Raw genomic sequence first — 20483 nt, forward strand, 5'->3', positions numbered from 1 at the left:
ATTTGCAACTGTTTATAATTAACAGAATATAAACAGTGCAAAAATACTAGTTATTGGGCTAACGTCTCATCTGCACGTTCTATATTATCCGGTTTTTCTGAAAAAACATAAAACAAAACCAAACAGATGATAACCGTGGCCAAACCAGCCCACACATTGCCGACCAACCCCAAAACAATGTACCCTAATCCGGCAATTCCGGCTGCTACTAATGCGTATGGAATCTGGGTGGTCACATGGTCAATATGGTGACAGCTTGACCCTGCTGAGGAAAGAATGGTCGTATCGGAAATCGGTGAACAATGGTCACCAAAGACTGCTCCTGCTAGTACAGCTGCAAGTATTGGTAATATGAGGGAGATATCCGTTGCTGCTGCAATGTGTCCAGCAATCGGCAACAAAATCCCGAATGACCCCCACGATGTTCCCGTTGCAAAGGCGATGAATCCGGCAATAACAAACATAATAAATGGTAAAAATGCCAGGCTGATATTGGCATTATCAACTACTCCAGCCAAGTATTCCCCTGTTCCCAGTTCACCAATCAAAAAGACAATTGCCCAGGCAAAAATTAAAATAGTGAATCCGGGCATCATTGATTTTGCCCCTTCATAAAGCCCGATTCCAAAGTGCTTTCCCGTTAATTTCCCCTTAAATATATGGCGCAAAAATAAGATGAAGGTGATCGCAATACCAATCAGCCCACCATACAACAATGCCTCCGGCGCATCAGCACTGCCAAAAATATTAATTAACGTTTTTTCTCCTTCAACAGAGCCAAGACCGCTGAAGTACATGGAAATGACCGTCGCCACAAACAATCCGGCAATTGGGATAAAAAGGTCACTGACTTTACCAGAATCACTTGTTGGCAAATTAGACGCTGTGTCTATTTTATCTTTATTTTCTGGATTTAACACTTCACCTGTTTGCATCGCCCGTTGTTCGTGTACTTTCATAGGTCCAAAATCTGCCTGACGCAATGCCATGATAACGACAACACCAAGTGCAGCCCACACATAAAAATTCATCGGAATGATTTGGACAAAGGCGCCAAAAGCGGTATGCTCTGTAACTTGTTGTGCTGCCAAAACCGTCCCAAGTATTCCGATAATGGAAGCACCCCAGCTTGAAACAGGTGCAATAACACATACAGGTGCCGACGTCGAATCAACAATATAGGCAAGCTTTGCCCGTGATACCCGATGTTTATCGGTCACCGGTCTTGCAACCTGACCGACTGTTAAACTATTAAAATAATCATCAACAAAGACGATAACACCAAGCACAGCTGTCATGATTTGTGCACCAGCCCTTGTTTTCACCCGTTTGATCATCCAGTCGCCAAACGCCTTTGTCCCGCCCATCATACTGACAAAAGCCGTTAGAATCCCAAGCATCATGACAAACAATAGAATATAGATATTTCCTGTGTTTAATGCACCATCGGCAACAAATACACCTTTGAACGCTTCCCAGACCATACCAAGTGAGGCAAGAATATCAAAGCTTTTAATAAAAAATGCAGCAGCGACAATTCCGACACCAAGCGATAACAATACCCGTTTCGTTAAAAGTACCATCACAATTGCTAATATCGGCGGAAGTAACGACCAAGCTGAATTCACCATGGTAAAACCTCCTTTTTCCATTTGATTTCCAATATTGCAAGCAAGAAAATTTTTCACCCCCATTTGTAAGCGCTTGCATTATTTACCTACTCCATACTATTCTATACATACTTGCCAAATCCTCCTTTTATACGAAAAATTCGTGTACATAAGCTATTCCTTTATTTCGACTTTTGACACATTCCGGAAAGCGTTTTATCATTTAAGTAGAGTAAATTCGTTATAAAATGAGGTGTAATCAATGAATACAGGAAAAAGTTATGCACAGTACCTGGATCAGCAGGATGAACTAAAACACTTCCGCAATGAATTTTACGTTTCAGATGAGACGATTTATTTTGACGGCAATTCATTAGGACTTTTATCCAAACGCGCTGAACAAGCAGTTGCGGAATTGATGGATTCCTGGAAACGATACGCGATTGATGGATGGACCGAGGGGCATCATCCATGGTTTTATTTATCCGAAAAACTTGGCGACCAGTTAGCCCCACTTGTTGGTGCAAGGCCGGAAGAGGTCATTGTAACAGGATCAACCACAACGAACCTGCATCAGCTTGTTGCCAGCTTTTATCGTCCGAACGGCAGAAAAACAAAGATTCTTGCAGACGAACTAAACTTCCCATCTGATATTTATGCATTAAAAAGCCAGTTGAAATTAAAAGGCTATGATTCTAGTAAACACTTGATCCAAGTGCCGAGTAACGACGGAAACACACTCAAAACCTCGGACATTATTGCCAACATGACAGACGATGTTGCACTGATTGTCCTCCCTGGTGTCCTCTATCGCAGCGGCCAGATTTTAGATATGAAAACATTAACGAAAGAAGCACATAAACGCAATATATTGATTGGGTTTGATTTATGCCATTCGATTGGCTCCATTCCCCATCATTTATCAGATTGGGATGTTGATTTTGCTTTTTGGTGTACGTATAAACATTTAAATGGCGGCCCTGGAAGTGTTGCAGGTCTGTACGTAAACAAACGGCATTTCGGGCATGAACCGGGCCTTGCCGGCTGGTTTAGTTCGGCAAAGGAAAAGCAATTTGACATGGAGCATCATCTGACACCGGCTGCGGATGCTGGCGCCTATCAAATTGGTACTCCACATCTTTTAAGTATCACCCCGCTAATTGGTGCGTTGGAACTATTTCAGGAAGCGGGAATAACAAGGATTCGCGAAAAATCGCTTCGCCTCACCAATTATTTAATGGAATTAATCGAAGCAGAGCTTTCCAGTTACGGTTTTTTCATAGCTAATCCCCGGGAAGCTGCAATGCGCGGGGCTCATGTATTTATTGAACACCAGGAGGCTGCACGAATTTGTAAGGCACTGAAAGCAGCTGGTGTTATCCCTGACTTTCGTACACCAAACGGCATTCGGCTCGCCCCGGTTCCTTTGTACAACATGTTTGCAGAAGTATGGCAAACGGTGCAAATTTTGAAATCAATCATGGATAAAGGGGATTATAAACAATTTGAAAACAAACGAGGTGTTATTGCATAATGACAAACTGGATTGACATTACCCAGCCCCTGACCAATACAATTGCTCACTGGCCCGGGGATACACCCTTTTCTTATAACTTAACTTGCACCAAGGAAGAAACCGGATCTACCAACGTTGGGCAAATTACAACCAGCCTGCATATGGGTACCCATATAGACGCACCCTTTCACTTTGATAACGATGGGTTAACGGTTGATCAGCTTGATGTAAATATATATATCGGGAAGGCAGCCGTAATCGATGTCAGCCATACCGACACGATTACCCCAGATATTTTACAGGAACACGAATGGGATAAGGATGTAACACGTCTGTTATTGAAAACAAGTCTGCCAAATGATCCTGAACGTTTTCCGAAAAGAATACCGGAACTGGCTCCAGAAATTGCTGCGTTTTTACATGATAAAGGGATAAAATTGCTGGGCGTTGACATGCCATCCGTTGATCCCCCTGACAGTAAAGAACTGGCGACACATCATGCATTAGCTGATCATGGCATTTTCATTTTGGAGAATATTATGTTAGACCACATAGCTGACGGCAATTATCAACTAATCGCCTTGCCGCTTGCCATTCATGGTGCAGACGGCAGCCCGGTGCGAGCGGTATTGCGAAAAATCGATTAATTAAAAGGAGAGTTTCACATGACTGATGCAAATGTCACCTTCCAATCGGAGGAAGGTATCCATACTGACTTCAAAGAGAAAATGACCTACGGCGATTATCTTCAGCTTGATACACTGTTGTCCAGTCAAAAACGATTATCCGATCATCATGATGAAATGCTGTTTATCATTATTCATCATGTGTCAGAGCTTTGGCTGAAGCTGATTATCCATGAAACGAAAGCTGCTATCAAAGCAATTGAACGAGATGACCTGCAAGCGTCGTTCAAAATGCTTGCTCGCGTTTCTAAAATCCAAACACAAATTATTCAGGCATGGGACGTACTATCAACCTTGACCCCGGCAGAGTATATGGAATTTCGCGATACGTTAGGGAATGCATCCGGATTTCAATCGTATCAATACCGATTGGTTGAATTTGTATTAGGATATAAAACACCCTATATCTTGAAAATCTATCAAAAAGATCCAGAAGTTCATACCATTTTACAGGAAGCATATAACGCTCCCGGCTTGTATGACGTGGCCATTCAAGCCTTAGCCCGGCATGGATTTGCAATTAATAATGCAATACTACATCGCGATTTTTCCAAAACGTATCAAAGGGATAGTTCCGTCGAAAGTGCTTGGCTCGATGTCTATAAAGATGTGGAGGCACATTGGGATTTATACCAGTTAGCTGAGAAGCTTGTGGATGTGGAAGACGCTTTTCAGCAATGGCGGTTCCGTCACATGAAAACGGTGGAACGAATCATTGGACATAAAAAAGGAACTGGCGGATCATCAGGTGTCGGGTATTTGAAAAAGGTGCTGGATCATTATTTCTTTCCGGAATTGTGGGCGATTCGGACAGAATTGTAATGCTATCCTTTATACTGTTGTTGCCATATCTTTCCGTTCGCATGCGTTTTCTTCTTTTTCAGGCGGATACCTTTCCGTTCGACAAAAACCTTCCACCCGTCCGTAAAGCCGGCTTTTCAACGAATCCCGGGATCTTGTGAACAAAGGCGCAAGCGCCCGTTTAGCGACGTATGGACTGGACTGAGCCGTAGGAGATAAAGGAAACATGCCCCTGCAAAAGGGGTATGCCGACGTTGGCCGCAAAGGCCGTTTTTAGTCGGCCTTCCTTCCGCCCCGAACCGATGTTGACTTATCGTAGTGAAGGAGTGTGAAGTTTGCTTGGCTTTAGCGCTGGAGCTGGACATGGCCAACTCTGACGTAAGCAGAATAGAGCCTAAATTTTTTTAAACTTTCTTTACCTACGACGAAATACCATTACTTGCGCTTACCCAGAAGAAATGATATTTTTTAAAGATAAGCATTTTCAAAGGGAGGAATATCATGCAGAAAAAAACAGATCAATGGTCATCAAAACTCGGCTTTATTTTATCATCAGCCGGTGCCGCGATTGGCCTTGGTGCAATTTGGAAGTTTCCTTATATGACCGGGATGAACGGCGGTGGAGCGTTTTTTCTCTTGTTTATCGGGTTCACAATTATCATTGGCCTCCCCTTATTAATTGCGGAATTCATTATTGGCAGAGGTGCACAAAAGGAAGCAGTTAGTGCCTATAAGGTTCTCGCATCAAATAACGGATGGTCGATTATTGGCAAACTGGGAGTATTTGGAGCATTTATTTTAATGTCTTTTTACAGTGTTGTCGGCGGATGGGTACTCATCTATAGTGCCATGTCCATCCCGGGACTGATCATTACGGGAACGGCCGATTACCAGGGATTATTCACCACCATAACAGGCAATCCCGGCATTACTATTCTGGGTCACGCCTTATTTATGATCATTAATATTATTGTCATTTCATTTGGCATCAAAAATGGGATTGAAAAAGCTAGTAAAGTGTTAATGCCATTATTGTTTATCTTTTTTATCATCCTGGTTATTCGTGCAGTCACCTTTGAAGGTGCCATGGAAGGACTCGAGTTTTTTCTGCAGCCGGATTTCTCAAAATTAACCGGGGAGAATGTGTTATATGCACTTGGGCAATCCTTTTTTTCATTGGCGGTTGGGATTTCCGTTATGGTCACATATAGTTCCTACCTAAAAAAAGACGTTAGCCTGCCAATGTCAGCGGGCTCTGTTTCGATTATGAATATTTTTGTATCATTGCTCGCCGGGTTAGCCATTTTTCCGATTGTCTTTTCGTTCGGTCTTGAACCAACGGAAGGTCCTGGTTTATTATTTATTGTCTTACCGGAAGCATTCGCCCAAATGCCACTCGGTGAACTATTCTTATGTTTATTTCTTTTACTATTCTTATTTGCCGTGTTGACATCTTCTTTTAGCATGCTGGAGATTATTACTTCTGCTTTTACCGCTAACAAGCAACGTTCACGTACCAAAGTGGCCTGGATAGCGGGATTTATCGTTTTTCTTGCAGGAATTCCAGCAGCACTGTCATCCAATGTATTAGTAGATGTTAAAATTTTTGGATTGACGGCGTTTGATGCATCTGATTTTCTGGTAAGTAATATCATCCTTCCGCTCGGGTGTTTGCTAATTGCAATATTTATTACCTTTGTTATGGATAAAGCTTTAGTTAAACAGGAGTTTTATTATGGGAGAAATCTATCCCCTGGCCTATTTCGACTATGGTTTCCGATTATGCGCTGGCTTGTGCCGGTTACGATTATTATTGTTTTTGTCAGTTCACTTGGAATGCTGTAACAGGTGTCATTTTAGACATCTGTTTTTTTCTGCTTACTTTTGGCAGTACACGGGTACTATAATAATAATGACAAGCAAAGGAGTGAGCATACTTTGGCTAAAAAAATTGTAATTGTTGGCGGGGTTGGCGGTGGTTCAACAGTCGCTTCACAAATTCGCAGGCTTGATAATCAAGCGGAAATTACTTTATTTGAAAGAGGAGCAAACATTGCCTTTTCCAATTGCGGGATGCCATATTTCATAGGCGGAACAGTTCCAGTCCGGGATGATATCTTGCCAGATGTGGAGAAATTTGCAAAAAAATATAACGTTGACGTAAGGATCCATTCCGAGGTAACACAAATTGACCGTACGAAAAAGTCCGTTACATATCAAAATGACTCAGGTAAATACGAGGAACCATATGATGTTCTCATCCTTTCACCGGGGGCTCACGCATCCGTCCCTCCCATAAAAGGACTGACAGAGCAAAATACATTTACACTTAGAACCATACCTGATATGGACCGCATCAACGCCTTTATTAACGAAAATAATCCGCAAACATGTGCCATTGTTGGCGGCGGGTTTGTTGGGCTGGAAATGGCTGAAAATATACGTGACCGGAACATAGATTGTTGCATTATTGACCATTCCGAGCATGTGATGACGTTAGTTGACAGCGATATGGCAGCACATATTCATGATCACCTGGATGAGAAAGGTGTGCAGTTATTTTTAAATACTTCCCTTGATTCCTTTGCAAATCATGGAAGGACATTACATTTAAACAATGGAAAAAGTCTTGAGACAGATATGACCATACTAGCAGTTGGTATTAAGCCCAACACGGAACTCGCCAAGCAGGCTGATCTTTCTCTCGGTGAAACCGGAGCAATTCATGTCAATGAATTTATGCAAACGTCCGATCCAGCCATCTATGCACTAGGTGACGCCGCAGAAACACCGGACTTTCTGACAGGAGCACCAAGTAATGTTGCCTTGGCATCTCCCGCCCACCGGCAAGCATATATCATCGCCAATCACCTTCATCACACGCCAATTCGGTATCAGGGGGCACTCGGAACATCAATCGTTAAAGTATTTGATTTAACCGTAACAAGTACCGGGCACACGAGTGAATCATTAAAGCAGACGTCATTCCAGTTTCAAACGGTAACACATGAAGCGTTATCAAATGCTGGTTATTTCCCTGGTGCCGAGAAGCTTTCCATAAAAATTCTATTTGCCAGGGAAACCGGAACATTGCTAGGAGGACAGGTGATTGGGGGAAAGGGTACAGATAAACGACTTGCAGTACTGGCGACAGCCATTAAAGGCGGGCTGACCGTTGCAGATTTAACTGAACTGGAACTCGGGTATGCCCCACCATATTCATCACCAAAAGACCCGATTAATATTATTGGCTATAAAGCAGTAGATGCCTTGAACAAAAATTAAGCTCCCAAATCCAAGGGGTTCTTAATTAAGGTGTATACAATAAAATCACACAGAGTTTGGCAGTGAACTACTCACCACTTAGCTACGCTTGAAGTGGGAGCTTCTCACTTCCATGACGAAAGCAACCTTTCATCTCCATGAGCGTTACTTCGGGAAGTTCCTGCCCTAGATGTCCGACGATTCGGAGTTTCTTTCGTACCTTGGATATTTTACGCATGGAAGGATTTCGCTTGGTTTTCGCATTTTTTATTTCTCCATGCAACCTCATATATCCAGTTATCAAAGAACACTTCATAGATAAATACTAACATAAGTTCAGTCAATTAGCACATCTAAAGACGTATTTGCCCGAAAGCCAATTCATCTCCACCCTACTCCTTGTGCTAAATCCCTTCACAATCCTTGAGGATGAAGACTTCTTGGCTAAGTTCGTTAAAATTATCAAATAAAAATAGCAGGGTAATTTACAAATAAATCCTCCTGCTATTTTTTTCTATGTTTTTAGTAAGATAAGCAGGCAATGAAGAACAAATCTGATCGGATTACGGAAAAAGTCTTTCATCATGGATATCAGTGACCTTACTCGCTCGAATTACAAGGAAATAGGCCTTCATCATGGATATCAGTGACCTTACTCGCTCGAATTACAAGGAAATAGGCCTTCATCATGGATATCAGTGACCATATTCGCTCTAATTACAAGGAAATAGGCCTTCATCATGGATATCAGTGACCACATTCGCTCCGATTTATAATAGAAGTCGATTTTTTCAAGTTTGTTCTATCACGTGTCTGACAGTAATTAATATCTATTTTTATGCAGTAAATAGCGGAATAGGAATATACATTCCTGTCCCGCTTATACCTATACGTTTTCCAAATGCTATTTGGAGACACAATAAAACCTGATACACAAATAACATGTGAAAATCTATCCGATTTCACTTGCTATTTAGTGTATTTGCACCCTTAAAAGAACCTGTTATCCCAAATCCAAGGGGGTTTTTTATATTCGTGTTTATAAATCCTCTTCTATCCGATAGATCAACGTATAATTTTCTTCATCCAGCAGTTCACTAACATGAATTCGCACCCCGTGGCCAAAAATGACTTCATCTTCTGTCATTGCAACAATCATTGCTTTCATTTCATTTTTGGCATCATAATAAATATCACCAACAACCGGTTTCAGTTGTGTTTCGGACGCCTGTAGGTATTTCGGAGATTCATCCGCATGCAACTGCGTTTCCGGAACGAGACTTTTATCAAAATACGCGATATCCTGGCTACCCTCTGCCTTGCCTGGGACCATTACAACATATTCACTATGTTTTACCCCGTTGTCCTTTGTTGTTACAACATTCCCATCTTCTACGGTATCTACCTTTTCAATTTCATTAAGGGAATAATGGTCAAGGAAATCGGGAGCCGGTTTAATAATTAAAATATAATCGCCTTTTTCCGGCAATTTGTCCTTGTCAATGGTGTACCGTTTGCCGTAGAAAATAAACGAATCCAAATGTTTCGGCCGGTACAAATTAATTTCGCTCGCTTTCGTAAGTATTTGCTGCATATCCTTCAATCGGTATAAATGGACGGACTTCTTAAACATCGGCTTAACCGAATAAACCTTATGCAGTTCATTCTTATAGAAAACAAATTGTCCCTTTCTTACTTGGAAAAGCTTCATTTCGTTACCTCCTCATGAATCATTTTTCAAAAATAATAATGGCTTAAATTCTTTTCCTTCTTATTGTACATCCTAAACATAGTATATGTAATTTCCTTTAAAGTAAAAGCAATTGTACCATTTTTCCATAAGGATAACTAGTGTTAGAACAAAAGGCTCCCATTACAGGAACCTTTATGCTTTCGTGTTTTTATTCTGTACGTATCCTGACAACAATACGCCGATCGTCAGAATTACAATAATCGCATACTGGAATGGCCCATGTTCCAATTGAAGCGTATTTGTAACGAAATCGTCCTCCGTTATCATTTCTCCAGCGGTCCATGCTAATATCCCAGCACCGATATAGGCAATCCATGTATATTTTTCCATGATTCGAACAATCACTTTGGAGCCGAAAATCATGATTGGTATACTAACCGCAACACCAAGTGCAATCATACCGATATGCCCTTTTGCCGCACCGGCGACCGCTACAACATTGTCAAGGCTCATGACGGCATCCGCCATAATAATCGTCATAACGGCCTTCCCCAAACTGCTTGATGATTGAACATTCGCTTCCTCTTTGTCATCAATCAGTACGTTGTGGGCTATATAAAGCAAAAGAAGCCCGCCAATTAAATGAACCAATGGTATTTGCAATAAATATACAATAACAATAGCAAAGATGATCCGTAAAATTACCGCACCGCCAGTCCCCAAAATAATTGCTTTGTTTTGGCGTTTTTTTGGTAATCTTCTGGTGGCCAATGCAATAACGATCGCGTTATCTCCTGAGAGAACGATATCAATCGCAATGATCTTTAATAATGCAATAATCGATTCAGATGTAAATTCAATACCGAGCAAATTTGGTGCCACCCTTCTATATGAAACGACCTTTATTATACTATTTTCGGTCCAATTGTAAAGTATTGTGTCTGATTATGAAGAAGGGTGCAATAATAGAGAACTGAACGAATTATGTTTTTACCTCAACTTAGTTGCCGTTTCTTCCCAGGTTTATAATTAACAGAAATAATCCCAACTGCAACCAGTGCCAAAGCTCCGATAATAAAAATCGTTAACTGTTCCCCTTGGATAAAAATTGCCGAAAGAATTGTTCCCGTTACTGGTGTCACAAACTTATAAATGCTAATCTCTCCGGCCTTATTATATTTTAGAATAGAGTATTACAGCGCAAACGCGACCGTCGACAGAACTGCCGCATACCTGAGCAGTTGCCTGCCCATTAATGCAAACGGATTTTAAATAAACTTGGCTATTTTTTTTAAATTTTCGTTGTTATTTATTCATTTATATTGTAATATAATTGATATTGATAATCATTATCATCGTTATTTATAGCTATAGTATTTTATTGGAGGTGGGTTTTTGCGTAATAAGAATGGAAACAGAATAAGCCTGAGATACATCTATTATCCAACTATTTTTATTTTGATATGCGCAATTGTATTTTCTGCTATTTTTTCTGTTTCAATCGGGCAAGTTAATATTCCATTCAAGCAATCGATGGAGATGTTATTGCATGCACTGACAAATGGAAAAATTGGATCCTTAAGTAATAGCAATAGTGAAGCATACTTAAATATTATTTTACAAGTTAGGATGCCCCGAGTTATTTTCGCTCTCCTTATTGGCATGGGGCTTTCGTTGTGTGGAGTTGTCCTGCAAGCAGTGGTGCAAAATCCGCTGGCTGATCCGTATATTCTTGGTATTTCATCTGGAGCTTCTCTAGGAGCAACTTTTGCTATTCTTGTTGGATTTGGAAGTGGCGCGCTTTTATCTCAGTTTGGTGTAGCATTTGGAGCCTTTATCGGAGCGATGATTACTACCATTGCAGTCCTTATATTATCCAGCATAGGTGGTAAAGCCACATCGGTGAAACTCGTTTTATCAGGGGTTGTGATTGGTGCGTTATGTAGTTCCTTTTCTAGCCTTATTATATATTTTGCTAATGATGCTGAAGGAATTAAAACAGTTACCTTTTGGTCCATGGGAAGTTTGGCTTCATCAAGCTGGGTAAAAACCCCTATCATGGCGGTAGTAGTTTTAGGTGGGTGTCTTTTGTTTCTATTTCAACATCGGGTGTTGAATACAATGCTGTTAGGGGATGAATCCGCCATTACACTTGGAATTAACTTAAGTGCCTATCGGAAACTTTACATGGTTATCACCGCTCTTATCACTGGAACAATGGTTGCATATGCAGGAATGGTTGGTTTTGTCGGGCTTATCATCCCTCATATATGCAGAGGTATTTTTGGTGCTGATCATAAACGATTAATACCAGGAACGCTTCTGTTAGGGGGTCTATTTTTAATTTGGTGCGATATCTTGTCTAGAACGTTAATACATAATGTTGAATTGCCAATTGGAATCATTACATCCGTGATTGGCGCGCCATTATTCATCTATATATTAGTTAAAAAAGGCTATAATTTTGGAGGGTAGAAAATGGAATTGGTTGCAAAGGAAATGGAAGTAAGAATTGGTAAAAAAGAAATTGTAAAAAATATTTCAATTCAAGTTAGAAAACAACAATTTGTGGGAGTTATTGGACCAAATGGATGTGGAAAGTCAACGCTATTAAAGAGTATCTATAAAAGTCTAATTCCTCATAAAGGCACAGTGTTTTTAGATGATCTAGATGTATTAAATACTTCCCAAAAAAAGATTTCACAACGACTAGGTGTAGTGGGTCAATTTAATGAAATGAATTTTGATTTGACCGTACACCAAATGGTTATGTTAGGTAGAACTCCACATAAAAAATTGCTCGAGTCAGATAAACAGGGAGATTTTACGATTGTGGAGGAAGCTTTAACACGAACAAATTTACTTGATTACAAGGATCGTAGTTTTTTATCACTGTCCGGTGGTGAAAAACAAAGAGTTATTTTAGCAAGAACAATTGCTCAGCAACCAAAATTTATGATTTTGGATGAGCCCACAAATCACTTAGATATTCGATATCAAATTGAAATATTAACATGTGTTAAGGAATTAAATATTGGTGTGCTGGCAGCCCTTCATGATCTAGAAATGGCAGCACATTACTGTGATTATCTTTATGCCATAAAACATGGCGAAGTATATGCACATGGTACACCAGAAGAGGTATTAACACCTGAAACCATCGAAGCTTTATATCGAATAAAGTGCCAAACGTATATTAATCCTATTACAAATGGATTAGGTTTTGCATATCAAATATAAACTAGGAGGATACGAAAATGATAAAGAAATTATTACTTGGGGTTACTTTAATAGTCATATTAACAGCTTGTGGAACGCAAAGTGGTTCAGAAGAGGAAACGCAAACCAAAAAGCATTACCCACTTACGATTGAAAATTATACGAAAGCGGAAGGCGGAACCACTTGGGAAAAGAAAGATCAAGTATTTGATAAAGCACCGGAACGAATCATGGCAAATACTAGACCAGCAGCAGAATTGTTATTACATTTAGGATTAGGTGTCAAAATTGTTGGGGTAGGTGCAAGCTTTGGAGCACCGGATAAAGCTGTAGAAGAAGAATACTCAAAATTAAATATATTAAGTGATGCATATGTTGGAAAAGAGGTTACATTAGGAACAGACCCTGATTTAGTCTATGGACGAGGTGGTTTATTTGAAAATGCTGATTGGGGAGTAGGAACAGTTGATACTCTTAACGATATGGGAATTAATACGTATGTACTTGAATCTTCTATTAGTGGAGCAACATATGATTCAATCTATAAAGACATTGAAAACTTAGGTAAAATTTTTAATGTACAAGATAAAGCTGATAGTTTTATAAAAGAGTTAAAGGATAGAGAAGAATCTATTACTTCTAAATTAGATAGTATTAAAGAGGAAAAAACATTTGCTTATTTACATACAACCGACCCAAATGACATTACTATTTATTCGGCTAGTAGTAAAGATGAAACATTCTTTAATGACGTATTCAGTATGATTAAATTAGATAATGTGTTCAAAGATGAGAACGGGGAGATTAGTATCGAAATGCTTATTGAAGCTGATCCAGATGTATTAATCATTCCAATGTGGGTGGATAATGATCCGGCAAAAGCTGATAAGGTAAAAGAAGGCCTTTATGCCAATCCAAAACTATCAAGTATGAAAGCAATAAAAAACAAGCAAATATATGCAGTTGATTACAATTATATGTTTGGATATGGCTATAACTCAATTGATGGAATGGAAATTTTAGCTAAAGAAATGTATCCAGACTTATTTAAATAGAATGCTAATACGTTGAAGTGTTGTCGACACAATATTAATTGCTAATGTCGATCAAATACTTTTCAAGATTTCAGTCGATGATTCAGATGTAAATTCAATACCTAGCCCAAGTTTCGACTTGAACCTTTGACGGGATTTCCATTTTTTATTTGTATTTTCAAAAACACAAATGTTTATAATTCAACGTTTTGAAGTATGAAAAAGCAGTTTTTGATGGGTTTTTATCAAAAACTGCCGAAACTTTGGCTAGCAAATTTGGTGCCACCCTTCTATATGAAACGACCTTTATTATATTTCGGCCCAATTGTAAAGTATTGTGTCCGATTATGAAGATGGGTGCATTAATAGAGAACTTAAACGAATTACATTTTTACTTCAGCTTGCCGTTTCCTTCCAGGTTTATAATTAACAGAAATAATCCCAACTGCAACTAGTGCCAAAGCTCCGATAATAAAAATCGTTAACTGTTCCCCAGGGATAAAAATTGCCGAAAGAATCGTTCCCGATACTGGGGTCACAAATTTATAAATACTGACCTCCCCGGCTTTGTTATATTTTAGGATAGAGTACCATAACGCAAACGCTACCGCCGATAGAAGCGCCGCATACCCGAGCAGCCCCCATCCAAGTGGTGTAAAGCTAATAGCGCCAGGTTTCAATTGCGGAACACCAATCAACAGCATAAGGACAGAACCAATCGTAAGCTGCCAGCCTGTTAGTGCGAACGGATGAATTCCCAGTGCCAGTTCCTTCGCCATAATCGCACCGATGGCTCCGGTAAGTGCTGCTAAAATCATAAACCCTTCCCCAGTTAATGTGAAACTAAGCTGAAATTCCTGTCCCCAATTGGCAACAATAATTCCGCAGAAACCAGCAACAAGGCCGATTGCTTTTGGCCAGTTCAAGCGATCATTGGAATAGAAAAAATGTGCCAGCAATACGGTAAAAAATGTGCCGCTTGCTGATAGGAGCGCTCCTTTCATACCGGATGTATTTGCTAATCCATTATAAAAGAAAAAATATTGCAAAGCCGTTTGCACAACCCCGAAAATAACGAGAAACATCGCCTGCCTTTTTGTAACGAGCAGGGCCTTTGGTTTGGCAATCAGCATTCCGACTAACAACATAAGCCCAGCAAGTAAAAAACGCATTCCAGCAAACACGATTTTTGCTATCGTATCATCCGCAGCCATTTGTAATTCTTCATAACTTATCTTTAAAACCGGAAAAGCACTGCCCCACAAAATTGAGCAAAAAATAGCAATGCTTATCACGATCCATTTTTGTGTTAAATAATGCTTCAAATCATCCATCTCCCACATTCACGCTATCAACACCGTTAGCGAACATTCTCATCCATATGCACAAACGGCAAATCGGTATCAACCTCTCCTAAAACCCGCTTGATCGTAAACGCTTCCCCTTCAAGCCATTTGGCAAAATCGAATATAACCGGCTCCCGATCGCCGCCTAACGCAAACCATGCCTTTTTTTGCTTCGGAAAATACCCGGATGTATGAATTGTCCCGGACCAGTTTTTATATTGCTTGGAAAAAACACCGTTGTCCGTACCATTCAGCATACGAAACGCCTGGTATCCATCTATAATAGTGTGTTGTTGCATCTCCATTACCTCCATTCGTTTATACGAATCGGTAAGGTGGTGACGATTTTCATCTTTTAGCAATTCAAAATGGTTTGTACAAACGTTTGATTGACGTACCTCTACCTTTCTTGGTGTTGCCTCAACGATAAACGTTTCTCCCTTCTGATCAAGCAACGTATAACTAAACGAATGACGATGTGGAATCTTTTTCAGCATCGCAATTCCTTCATCAACCGTCGCACAGTTCTCCAGAATGATTCTGCCAATCATATTACAAATAAATCCGTCTCCAGGCTTTTTTCGATGCATAAAATTATAACCCATTACAAGACCTTTTTCATTCATACCGTCCATTCGTCCTGTTATGCGCTGTGACGGCCCAATGACTGCATACCCTTGATCAGAAGGTTGAAAAACAGTGTAGCGCCCTTCATATGTTTTCGGATGGTAATCATAATTACGGATCATATAATTAGAACCAGTAAAAATAGAACATCCACTCTTCACATACTCCAGCCGGTAGCCGCCAAATTCCTTCAGTACGTCCTCCATTGTCCATTCCAGTGCATCCTGCAAACCACGCAGTTCATCCCAAATACCAGGGGCAAATGCTTGTATGGCCTGCTTTGTCTCCTCTATATCAATCGTAAAACGTGGTCTTCTAATCTTCCACTGTTTTTCCCGATTTTTTACAGTTAATGAATCCTTTAACAGTACACCCTGTTTGTATCCAAACGCATAATGTGTACCACGAAATTGAATCATATCGCTAAAAATCTTCTTCAAAACGACAACCCCCTTTATTATTTTGGCTTCAATTAATTTAAAGAGGATGTTCAAAAAGTCCGGTAAAAATGACACTTCGGGATAGGGGATCTTCGACTCAGTTCCGACACGTCCTGTGTCGAACGTCGAAGTCACCACATCCTGTGGAAGCTCGTTGGCTTGTTTCTGCGCTGCTCATGTATCTATTTGCATACACTGCGCTGCTCGAAACTACACCGCCTCGAACTTCTTGGTCCTTTTTATCCTCCTTTTTGAACACGTACTTAAAACTCGGAAATTATAAATACCGAATATGCTTAAATGTGCCACGTCCAGCTCCTGCCGCTAAACGGGCACCTCCACTTTTGTTAATAGTACAAGTTTATAAGAAATCGGGGAAAAGTGAAACCAATCAAGCTTCGTTTTCGTATGAATCTGGCGTAAGAACACTATAGGAGCTGAGACTATGACAGGAATTTTAACAACAACTATCCTAGCTTTCATCATGTACATTGTATTAGCAGGTATTTTGATTGCGAAAAACAGTCATCGCAAAGGTACGTTCAAGGCCGCATTACTTATTTTTATCTTTCTTTTCATTATAGGAAGTGTTTCTAATTACATTATATTATTACCGATAACAGTACCAAATATGGTAATTGCCAATACCGGCATTGCACTTGTCGGGATTTTTCTATTATATGGAGTTACATCGGTAAAAACGAAGAAGAAAAAAATAGGTTCCTATGAAGCAGCATTGGGCCTGGTGATTCTTTTAGGAGTCATCGCTATACCAACCGTTTTTGTGCTTGGAATTTTTACAGTGGATGATACGTATCAATCTATCGACAAACAGGAAGTTGCAGAAGCGAAACCATTAAACAAAGACGATACGCCCATTACTGTATCTCCTGAATTCGCGCGAAACAAAGTACAAAAATCGATGAGTGTTGTACCTAATACACAATTTTACGACTTAGGTAAATTACAGGTGCAAAGAGTGGGTGAAGACATTGTTTTCGTTGCACCCGTTGAATTCACAGGATTATGGAAATATTTCCGTGGAAAAGAAACAGCGGGGTATTTTATGATATCGGCAACTGATATTAATGCCCAGCCGAAGTTTTATGACAGCAAAATGAAATATACCAATTCAAGCTATTTTAATCATAATATCGAACGCACGATTTATGCTGAATTTCCCAATTATATTCAAAGTGGTGAGCCGCAAATTGAGGTTGATGATGATGGAAAGCCCTGGTATGTGCAAACATTATATAAACCTATCGGCGTGACAAATAAACCGGATATGAAAGACATGAAAGTAGCTGTGGTTGATCCGGTTACGAGTAAAACAGTTGCATACGATATGAACAAAGCACCGGACTTCATTGACAGTCCATTAAGTTCAGAAATGGCAACAGACGAAAACAATTATTTTGGTAAATATGTTCATGGATGGCTAAACTCCTTATTTGGTAAAAAGGATGTAAAAATTCCAAATGACTCCGGAACAGAAAGCAGTGTAACGCCGGTATTCGACGAAAATGGGGATATGTATTACTTTACCGATATGGCATCACCAAAAGAAAACATTGATTCTGCACTTGGTTATACGTTAATTAATGCACGTACAGGTGAATTAACCTATTACAACAGTAAAAAGAATAGCGGCATTATGGATAGTAAAGGTGCTAAGGAAATTGTTAATAAGGAATTTCCGGAGAAAAAATGGGAAGGATCCATGCCGATTTTATACAACATTGACGGAAACCCTACATGGGTTGTGAATGTTCTGGATCCGAATGGTTTATTTAAAAAATATGCGTACATCAAGGCCGCTGACTCTGATTTTGTTGTATTCGGTGATACAGCAAGAGAAACGTTGGAATCCTACCGCCTTGCATTAGCACAGGACCCAAGTAACGTGGAAGCAACTGGAGAAAGCGCATTGGAGGAAATAACCGGCGAGGTTGATCGCGCCATCGTTACGACCCAAAAAGCAGGCCAGGTCATTCAGTTTCTGTTAAAAGGGGATAAAACCGTTTATACAATTAATGCCGGAAAAGCTCCATTGTCATTATTTCTGCAACAAGGAGATAAGGTGAAGCTGAAGGCTAACATCCGCGATAATGGCACAGGAATCGTTGATACAATTGAGATTGAAGGATTGACGGAGTAGGGTGCAGGATAGTACATGCCTGATTTTCATGAATTTTAGGGGAGTGCACTTCAGTCGATTAATTCCATTACACAATAGCTATAGAAAAGCCTAAGGATGTGCTCTTAGGCTTTTTCTATCAACTATTAACTTTTCAGTTTCTCAACTAACAAGGAAAGCTCAGTCCAGCGTTCCATCTTTTCCTCGAGTAATTCTTCCATCTCCCCGAGTTCCTGATAAAGTGCCTGCACTTTTTCTACGTCACTACCAGCTTCTGCGACACCTTCCTGCAGCTTCTCAATATGCATTTCCAATTCAGTAATTTCATCTTCTATGCTATCCCATTCCTTTTGCTCCATATAGGATAACTTCTTCTTTTTCAGAGCGGGCTTTTCACCTATTTCTTTAACCGGTGCCGTTAAAGCATCCTCATTTTTCTCACTTTCATTCTCCAAATACTCGCTGTAATTGCCGTAAAAACGCGTAACATTACCATTACCGGAAAATACAAGCAAGTGATCAATTACCCGATCTAAGAAGTAGCGGTCATGGGAAACGGTAATGACGACACCCGGGAATTGCTCCAAATATTCTTCCAGGACACTTAGTGTCTGGGTATCTAAATCATTTGTCGGTTCGTCTAATAACAAAACATTTGGTTCAGTCATCAGCACTTTCAGCAAATACAGCCGTCTTTTTTCACCGCCTGAAAGCCTGCGAATATATGTCCATTGTTCACTTCGGGAAAACAAAAATCGTTCCAGCATTTGTTCAGCAGTTATCACATCTCCGTCCTTCGTATGAATTATTTCCGCGACTTCCTTTATATAGTCGATAATCCGCGAGTTTCCATCAAGCTCTTCGTCACCCTGCGTATAATAACCAATTTTAACCGTTTCCCCAATGGCCATTGTCCCGTTATCAGGGGAAATGCGCCCCGCCATCATATTAAGCAATGTTGACTTCCCGGAACCATTCGGGCCAATGATGCCAAGACGGTCACCAGGAACAACCAAATAATTAAAATCATGAAGCAGCTTTTTGCCATCGTATGACTTGTCAATGTTTTCTAATTCGATAACCTTTTTTCCCAGCCTTGTGGATCCTGCCTGGAAAGACAGATCACCCTTCACTGTGTCGAATTCCTTTTCCTTCATTTCCTGTACACGGTCAATGCGCGCCTTTTGCTTGGTGGAACGTGCCTTGGCCCCGCGTTTCAACCAGGCAAGCTCACGTTTAAGTGTGTTTTTATGTTTTTGTTCAAGGCTATGTTCTAATGCTTCGCGTTCCGCTTTCTTCTCTAAAAATAACGTATAATTACCCGTATATGTATACAGGTTTCCTTTATCCAATTCAAATATACGATTCGTAACCCGATTCAGAAAATAGCGATCATGGGTAACGATGAGTAATGCGCCATTATACGATGCTAAATATTTTTCCAGCCATTCCACCGTTTCATTATCAAGATGGTTTGTCGGCTCGTCTAAAATGAGCAAATCGGCTGGCTGGATTAATGCCTTGGCGATCGCAACCCGTTTTTTCTGACCGCCGGAAAGCGTGGTAACATTTTTATCAAATTCCGTAATCCCGAGCTTCGTCAAAATGGTTTTCGCAAGCGTGTTTGCTTCCCATGCTTCATGGAGATCCATTTGCTGCTGCAGCGTTAGCACGTTTTCTTGCGCTTGTTCACTTTCCGGATTTTGGGCTAACTGGCTCAGGGCCTGCTCATATTCACGGATTGCCTTCATAACAACTGAATCCCCATAATAAATTTGCTCGATTACCGTCAAATGTGGATCTAATTCAGGCTCTTGGGCCAGATACTCGATTTTATAACCCTTTTTATAGTTTACCGTTCCCTCTTCGGCGGACTCAAGCCCGGCAATTACTTTTAAGAAACTGGACTTTCCTGTACCATTTACCCCGATTAAGCCAATACGATCATGCGGTGCAATCACACATGAAACATGGTTAAACAATATTTTTTCGCCAAATGATTTATATAAATTTTCCACTGTAAGCATTGATTTTCATCCTAACTTAACGTATCGTCTCTTCTCCCATTCTATCATAAAAATCAGGGTAACAGCTGTTCACACAGCTT

16 protein-coding genes are annotated in these 20483 nt (G+C 40.2%); 9 read left to right on the forward strand and 7 right to left on the reverse strand.

Annotation, left to right across the window (positions count from 1 at the left end; all coding sequences use genetic code 11):
• Nucleotides 1-50: 50 nt before the first annotated feature.
• The gene (locus IEX12_RS15055; RefSeq protein ID WP_088053365.1) at nucleotides 51-1631 is read right to left on the reverse strand and encodes a Na+/H+ antiporter NhaC family protein; all 1581 of its coding nucleotides are present in this window, start codon (nucleotides 1629-1631) and stop codon (nucleotides 51-53) included.
• A 241-nt stretch (nucleotides 1632-1872) separates the two neighbouring features.
• Here IEX12_RS15055 and kynU point away from each other — a divergent pair, with 241 nt between their 5' ends.
• From kynU to IEX12_RS15080, 5 genes are all read left to right on the forward strand, one after another.
• Nucleotides 1873-3144, forward strand: coding sequence for a kynureninase (gene kynU / locus IEX12_RS15060; RefSeq protein WP_188725446.1), 1272 nt, complete (start codon nucleotides 1873-1875; stop codon nucleotides 3142-3144).
• The gene (kynB, locus tag IEX12_RS15065; protein ID WP_088053363.1) at nucleotides 3144-3773 is read left to right on the forward strand and encodes an arylformamidase; all 630 of its coding nucleotides are present in this window, start codon (nucleotides 3144-3146) and stop codon (nucleotides 3771-3773) included. The genes kynU and kynB overlap by 1 nt, the downstream gene beginning before the upstream one ends.
• Before the next feature lie 18 nt (nucleotides 3774-3791).
• A complete protein-coding gene (kynA, locus tag IEX12_RS15070; protein WP_088053362.1) occupies nucleotides 3792-4634 on the forward strand; it encodes a tryptophan 2,3-dioxygenase in 843 nt (280 codons plus the stop codon).
• 480 nt (nucleotides 4635-5114) lie between these two features.
• Nucleotides 5115-6458 (forward strand): sodium-dependent transporter, encoded by a 1344-nt coding sequence (locus tag IEX12_RS15075; protein ID WP_088053361.1) that lies wholly within the window; start codon nucleotides 5115-5117, stop codon nucleotides 6456-6458.
• Between the two features lie 93 nt (nucleotides 6459-6551).
• Nucleotides 6552-7898 (forward strand): CoA-disulfide reductase, encoded by a 1347-nt coding sequence (locus IEX12_RS15080; RefSeq protein WP_088053360.1) that lies wholly within the window; start codon nucleotides 6552-6554, stop codon nucleotides 7896-7898.
• 1018 nt (nucleotides 7899-8916) lie between these two features.
• Here IEX12_RS15080 and IEX12_RS15085 read toward each other — a convergent pair.
• From IEX12_RS15085 to IEX12_RS15095, 3 genes are all read right to left on the reverse strand, one after another.
• The gene (locus IEX12_RS15085) at nucleotides 8917-9588 is read right to left on the reverse strand and encodes a hypothetical protein (RefSeq protein WP_088053358.1); all 672 of its coding nucleotides are present in this window, start codon (nucleotides 9586-9588) and stop codon (nucleotides 8917-8919) included.
• A 174-nt stretch (nucleotides 9589-9762) separates the two neighbouring features.
• A complete protein-coding gene (locus tag IEX12_RS15090; protein WP_088053599.1) occupies nucleotides 9763-10431 on the reverse strand; it encodes a TerC family protein in 669 nt (222 codons plus the stop codon).
• Nucleotides 10432-10565: 134 nt separating this feature from the next.
• Nucleotides 10566-10712: a hypothetical protein gene (locus IEX12_RS15095; RefSeq protein ID WP_188725447.1), complete on the reverse strand. Its 147-nt coding sequence runs from the start codon at nucleotides 10710-10712 to the stop codon at nucleotides 10566-10568.
• Between the two features lie 253 nt (nucleotides 10713-10965).
• Between IEX12_RS15095 and IEX12_RS15100 the strand changes: the two genes are divergently transcribed.
• From IEX12_RS15100 to IEX12_RS15110, 3 genes are read left to right on the forward strand one after another with little or no spacing between them, the layout of a single operon-like run.
• The gene (locus IEX12_RS15100) at nucleotides 10966-12045 is read left to right on the forward strand and encodes a FecCD family ABC transporter permease (protein ID WP_088053357.1); all 1080 of its coding nucleotides are present in this window, start codon (nucleotides 10966-10968) and stop codon (nucleotides 12043-12045) included.
• A gap of 3 nt (nucleotides 12046-12048) precedes the next feature.
• Complete coding sequence (locus IEX12_RS15105; RefSeq protein WP_088053356.1) at nucleotides 12049-12810, forward strand: ABC transporter ATP-binding protein; 762 nt, start codon at nucleotides 12049-12051, stop codon at nucleotides 12808-12810.
• Between the two features lie 17 nt (nucleotides 12811-12827).
• A complete protein-coding gene (locus IEX12_RS15110; protein WP_088053355.1) occupies nucleotides 12828-13844 on the forward strand; it encodes an ABC transporter substrate-binding protein in 1017 nt (338 codons plus the stop codon).
• Between the two features lie 362 nt (nucleotides 13845-14206).
• Here the strand turns inward: IEX12_RS15110 and IEX12_RS15115 are convergent, their stop codons facing one another.
• Both IEX12_RS15115 and IEX12_RS15120 read right to left on the reverse strand, forming a co-directional pair.
• Complete coding sequence (locus IEX12_RS15115; RefSeq protein WP_371871331.1) at nucleotides 14207-15148, reverse strand: DMT family transporter; 942 nt, start codon at nucleotides 15146-15148, stop codon at nucleotides 14207-14209.
• Between the two features lie 35 nt (nucleotides 15149-15183).
• Nucleotides 15184-16236: a C45 family autoproteolytic acyltransferase/hydrolase gene (locus IEX12_RS15120; protein WP_088053354.1), complete on the reverse strand. Its 1053-nt coding sequence runs from the start codon at nucleotides 16234-16236 to the stop codon at nucleotides 15184-15186.
• 445 nt (nucleotides 16237-16681) lie between these two features.
• On the opposite strand from IEX12_RS15120, the gene IEX12_RS15125 reads away from it, so the two are divergent.
• The gene (locus IEX12_RS15125) at nucleotides 16682-18397 is read left to right on the forward strand and encodes a DNA-binding protein (RefSeq protein ID WP_088053353.1); all 1716 of its coding nucleotides are present in this window, start codon (nucleotides 16682-16684) and stop codon (nucleotides 18395-18397) included.
• 125 nt (nucleotides 18398-18522) lie between these two features.
• On the opposite strand, the gene IEX12_RS15130 is transcribed toward IEX12_RS15125, so the two are convergent.
• Nucleotides 18523-20403 (reverse strand): ABC-F family ATP-binding cassette domain-containing protein, encoded by a 1881-nt coding sequence (locus tag IEX12_RS15130; RefSeq protein WP_088053352.1) that lies wholly within the window; start codon nucleotides 20401-20403, stop codon nucleotides 18523-18525.
• Nucleotides 20404-20483 lie beyond the last annotated feature (80 nt).

This window comes from Lentibacillus populi (assembly GCA_014642895.1).
Classification (GTDB): Bacteria; Bacillota; Bacilli; order Bacillales; family Amphibacillaceae; genus Lentibacillus_C; species Lentibacillus_C populi.

What these genes read in the sequence shown, in the direction of transcription:
- IEX12_RS15055 (WP_088053365.1), bottom strand. Translation starts at nt 1,631, where the DNA reads ATGGTGAATTCAGCTTGGTCGTTACTTCCGCCGATATTAGCAATTGTG.
- kynU (WP_188725446.1), top strand. Translation starts at nt 1,873, where the DNA reads ATGAATACAGGAAAAAGTTATGCACAGTACCTGGATCAGCAGGATGAA.
- kynB (WP_088053363.1), top strand. Translation starts at nt 3,144, where the DNA reads ATGACAAACTGGATTGACATTACCCAGCCCCTGACCAATACAATTGCT.
- kynA (WP_088053362.1), top strand. Translation starts at nt 3,792, where the DNA reads ATGACTGATGCAAATGTCACCTTCCAATCGGAGGAAGGTATCCATACT.
- IEX12_RS15075 (WP_088053361.1), top strand. Translation starts at nt 5,115, where the DNA reads ATGCAGAAAAAAACAGATCAATGGTCATCAAAACTCGGCTTTATTTTA.
- IEX12_RS15085 (WP_088053358.1), bottom strand. Translation starts at nt 9,588, where the DNA reads ATGAAGCTTTTCCAAGTAAGAAAGGGACAATTTGTTTTCTATAAGAAT.
- IEX12_RS15105 (WP_088053356.1), top strand. Translation starts at nt 12,049, where the DNA reads ATGGAATTGGTTGCAAAGGAAATGGAAGTAAGAATTGGTAAAAAAGAA.
- IEX12_RS15110 (WP_088053355.1), top strand. Translation starts at nt 12,828, where the DNA reads ATGATAAAGAAATTATTACTTGGGGTTACTTTAATAGTCATATTAACA.
- IEX12_RS15125 (WP_088053353.1), top strand. Translation starts at nt 16,682, where the DNA reads ATGACAGGAATTTTAACAACAACTATCCTAGCTTTCATCATGTACATT.
- IEX12_RS15130 (WP_088053352.1), bottom strand. Translation starts at nt 20,403, where the DNA reads ATGCTTACAGTGGAAAATTTATATAAATCATTTGGCGAAAAAATATTG.